The organism is Miniimonas arenae (assembly GCF_006351005.1).
Lineage (GTDB): Bacteria > Actinomycetota > Actinomycetes > Actinomycetales > Beutenbergiaceae > Miniimonas > Miniimonas arenae.
In genome coordinates, this window is sequence record NZ_VENP01000101.1 from 1 (window position 1) to 3,459 (window position 3,459).

4 protein-coding genes are annotated in these 3,459 nt (G+C 77.2%); 3 read left to right on the forward strand and 1 reads right to left on the reverse strand.

The annotated features are described in order from the left end of the window. A partial coding sequence (locus FH969_RS14640) for a DUF7125 family protein (protein WP_180359827.1) occupies positions 1-571 on the reverse strand: 571 nt, incomplete at its 3' end. Between the two features lie 111 nt (positions 572-682). Between FH969_RS14640 and FH969_RS14645 the strand changes: the two genes are divergently transcribed. From FH969_RS14645 to FH969_RS14655, 3 genes are read left to right on the forward strand one after another with little or no spacing between them, the layout of a single operon-like run. Next, on the forward strand, positions 683-1,465 hold the full coding sequence (locus FH969_RS14645; RefSeq protein ID WP_139987924.1) for a hypothetical protein: 783 nt from the start codon (positions 683-685) through the stop codon (positions 1,463-1,465). Position 1,466: 1 nt separating this feature from the next. After that, positions 1,467-2,318, forward strand: a complete 852-nt coding sequence (gene proC, locus FH969_RS14650) for a pyrroline-5-carboxylate reductase (protein ID WP_139987926.1) — start codon at positions 1,467-1,469, stop codon at positions 2,316-2,318. Positions 2,319-2,338: 20 nt separating this feature from the next. Next, positions 2,339-3,403, forward strand: a complete 1,065-nt coding sequence (locus tag FH969_RS14655) for a LacI family DNA-binding transcriptional regulator (protein WP_139987927.1) — start codon at positions 2,339-2,341, stop codon at positions 3,401-3,403. Positions 3,404-3,459: the final 56 nt, after the last annotated feature.

Here is a 3,459-nt window from a genome sequence, read left to right on the forward strand (position 1 = left end):
CCTCGCGCGACGCGATCGTCTGCACCGAGTCCACGACGAGCAGGTCCGGCCCGACCGCCTCGACGTGGCCGAGCAGCGCGCCCAGGTCGCCCTCGGCCGCGAGCATGAGGCCGTCCTCGACGGCGCCGATCCGCTGGGCGCGCAGGCGCACCTGTGCGGCGGACTCCTCACCCGTGACGTAGAGGACGCGGCTGCCGGTGCGCGCCGTGCGCGCCGCGACGTCGAGCAGCAGGGTCGACTTGCCGACGCCGGGCTCGCCCGCGAGCAGGATGACGGCGCCCGGGACGAGGCCGCCGCCGAGCACCCGGTCCAGCTCGCCCACGCCCGTGGACCGGCGTGCGACCAGCGCGATCTCGACGTCGGCGATGGGGCGCGCGGGGCTGCGCGGCGGTGCTGCGGCGGTGGTGCGGGCGGGCTCGGGGGCGCCGACCTCGGTCATCGTGCCCCACGCCTGGCAGCCCGGGCAGCGCCCCACCCACTTCGCGGCGCCCCAGCCGCACTCCGTGCACGACCACGTCGGCGCGGCGGCGCGCCCCCGTGCAGAGGGTCCGGAGCCGCGGGTCGTCGCCATGTTCGGGACGCTACCGCGCGGGACCGACACCCCCGCCTCGCCGTCCCCTAGGCTCGCCGCGACGGTCGGGCGCCCCCGGCCCGACCGCACCGCCCCGAGAGGACCTTCCGGGTGAACGCTCCCGCCGACCCCACCGACACCGGCGCCACGCCGCCGACCGAGCGCCCGGCCGATCGCCGCGCGCGGGCGTCGGGTGGCTCACCCGGCCGAGCGCCCGAGGCGAGCGGGGGAGCTGCCGCCGCGGCGAGCGGCGCCAAGGGCAGCGGCGACGGCTCCGGCTCGACGGCGTCGCCCGCGGTGATCCGGCGGCGCCGGATCGTCGTCGCGCTCGTGGCGCTCGTCGTGGTGCTCGGCGTGGTGCTCACGATCGTGCTGCTCAACCGGCCCGCCGCCGAGCCCGAGGCCCTCGAGCCCGTGCCCGGCGAGACCATCACGGGCCCGACCCCGACGCCCGCGGTGGCGCCCGTGGAGAGGGACAAGAGCACGGCTCTGCTGGCGGCGCTGCCGGACGCGGTGCTCCAGTGGGCGGTGTCGGCGCAGACGGTGGACGACCCGGCGGCGGTCGCGGCCGCCGCCGGGGTCACGGGGCAGCCGCTCGAGGCGTACACGCTCACCTACTCCGACGGTTCGGGCGACGCCACCACCGACGTGACGGTCGCCGTCACGCAGTGGCGCACCCCCGAGGCCGCCGCGGCGTACGTCGCGGCGCTCGGCCTGGAGGGCACCGTCTCGCGCGAGGAGCCCGTCGTCGTGGCGGGTCAGCAGGCGGGCACGATGCGGATCCTCTCCTCCGAGACGGGCGAGCGGGTGGCGTGGAACAACGGAGCCACCGCGTTCGTCGCGATCACCCCGGTCGGGGCGGGCGGCACGTTCTACGACGCGTTCGGGATGTGACATGAAGATCGCGCTGATCGGCTCCGGGGTGATGGGCAGCGCCGTGCTGTCCTCCCTCGTGGCGGCGGACGCCGTCACCGAGGTCGCGGTGACCGACGTGCGTGGCGACGTCGCGCGCGAGGTCGCCGCGCGGCACGACGGCGAGGCCGCCTCGGTCTCCGGCGGCGCCGACAACGCCGCGGCCGCGGCGGGGGCCGACGTCGTGCTGCTCGCGGTCAAGCCCCAGTACATGGCGGACGCGCTCGCGTCGGTGCGCGACGCCGTCGGGCCCGACACGCTCGTCGTGTCGATCGCCGCGGGCCTGCCGTCCACGTTCTACGAGCGTCGCCTGCCCGCCGGCGTGCCCGTGGTCCGGGTCATGCCGAACACGCCCGCGACGATCGGGCGCGGCGTGAGCGCCGTCAGCCCCGGCAGGCACGCGAGCCCCGACCACGTGGCCCTCGTGGAGACGCTGCTCGCGGGGACGGGCCTCGTGGTCTCGGTGCCGGAGGCGCTGCAGTCCGCGGTCACCGCGATCTCCGGGTCCGGGCCCGCGTACGTGTTCGCCATGGTCGACGCGCTCGCCGAGGCCGGCACGCTGCTCGGACTGCCGCGCGCGCTCGCGCAGCAGCTCGCGGCGCACACCGTGGCGGGGTCGGGCGTCTACGCGGCCGAGTCCGGGCAGCACGCGGCGATCCTGCGCGAGGCGGTGTCCTCACCGGGCGGCACGACGCTCGCCGCGCTCGCCGAGCTCGACGAGCGCGCCGTCCGCGCGGCCTACGTGGCGGCGGCCCGAGCCGCGGCGCGGCGGGCGGACGAGCTCGCCCGCGAGGCGGACCCCGAGGGCGCCGACGGCGAGGGGCACCGAGAGTGAGCGCGGGACGCCCTGCGGGCATGGCGGACGTCGCCAGGCTCGCCGGGGTGTCGCACCAGACGGTCTCACGCGTCCTCAACAACCATCCCAGCGTCCGGCCCGCCACGCGCGAGCGCGTCCTGGCGGCGATGGACGACCTCAGCTACCGACCGAACCGGCTCGCCCGGGCACTCGTCACGGCCCGCTCGGGCCTGCTCGGCGTCGTGACGAGCGGCTCGGCCAAGTTCGGGCCGATGTCCACGCTCATGGCCATCGAGGAGACGGCGCGCGCGGCGGGCTACTCGGTGCACGTCACGGCGGTCCGTCCGGGCGAGGACGACCTGCCCGCGGCGGTCGCGCGGGCGCTCGGCGACTTCGACTCCCAGGCGGTCGAGGCCGTCGTCGTCATCGCTCCGCGGATCCGCGTGGTCGAGGCGCTCGCGGACATCACCTCACGCGCGCCGCTGCTGCTGGTTGCGGCCGGGGTGGAACCCAGCGACCGCTACGTGGCGGTCGGCGCCGACCAGGCCGCCGGGGCGCGGTCCGCACTGCGCCACCTCGTCGACCTCGGGCACGAGCGGATCGCCCTGCTGACCGGTCCCCCCGACTGGCTGGACGCGCGTGAGCGTGAGCGTGGCTGGCACGAGGAGCTGGCCGCGGCCGGGCTGCAGCCGGCGCACGTGTGGGCCGGGGACTGGTCCGCCGAGGCGGGCTACCGCGTGGGGCAGGAGATCGCGTCGAGCGCCTCGCGCCCCACGGCCGTCGCGGTCGCGAACGACCAGATGGCCCTCGGGCTGCTTCGGGCCCTCGGCGAGGCGGGCATCGACGTGCCGGGCGACATCAGTGTCACCGGCTTCGACGACATCGAGGGCACCGACTACTTCCGGCCGCCGCTCACCACCGTCCGCCAGGACTTCACCGAGCTCGCGCAGGCCGCGATGACCGAGCTGCTCGGCGCGATCGAGGCGGACCGCCGCGCAGGCGACGAGCCGGCGAGGGAACCCGCCGCCGGCGAGGGGGCTGAGGATGGCGCCGGCGACAGGGGAGCCGCCGCCGTGGTGCCCGAGCTCGTGGTCCGGGCCAGCACGGCCCCGCCGACGCGCTGACCCGGCGCCGCCGATGCCGATGTCGCGGCCGCGCGGCACCCCTGGTAGTGTGAACG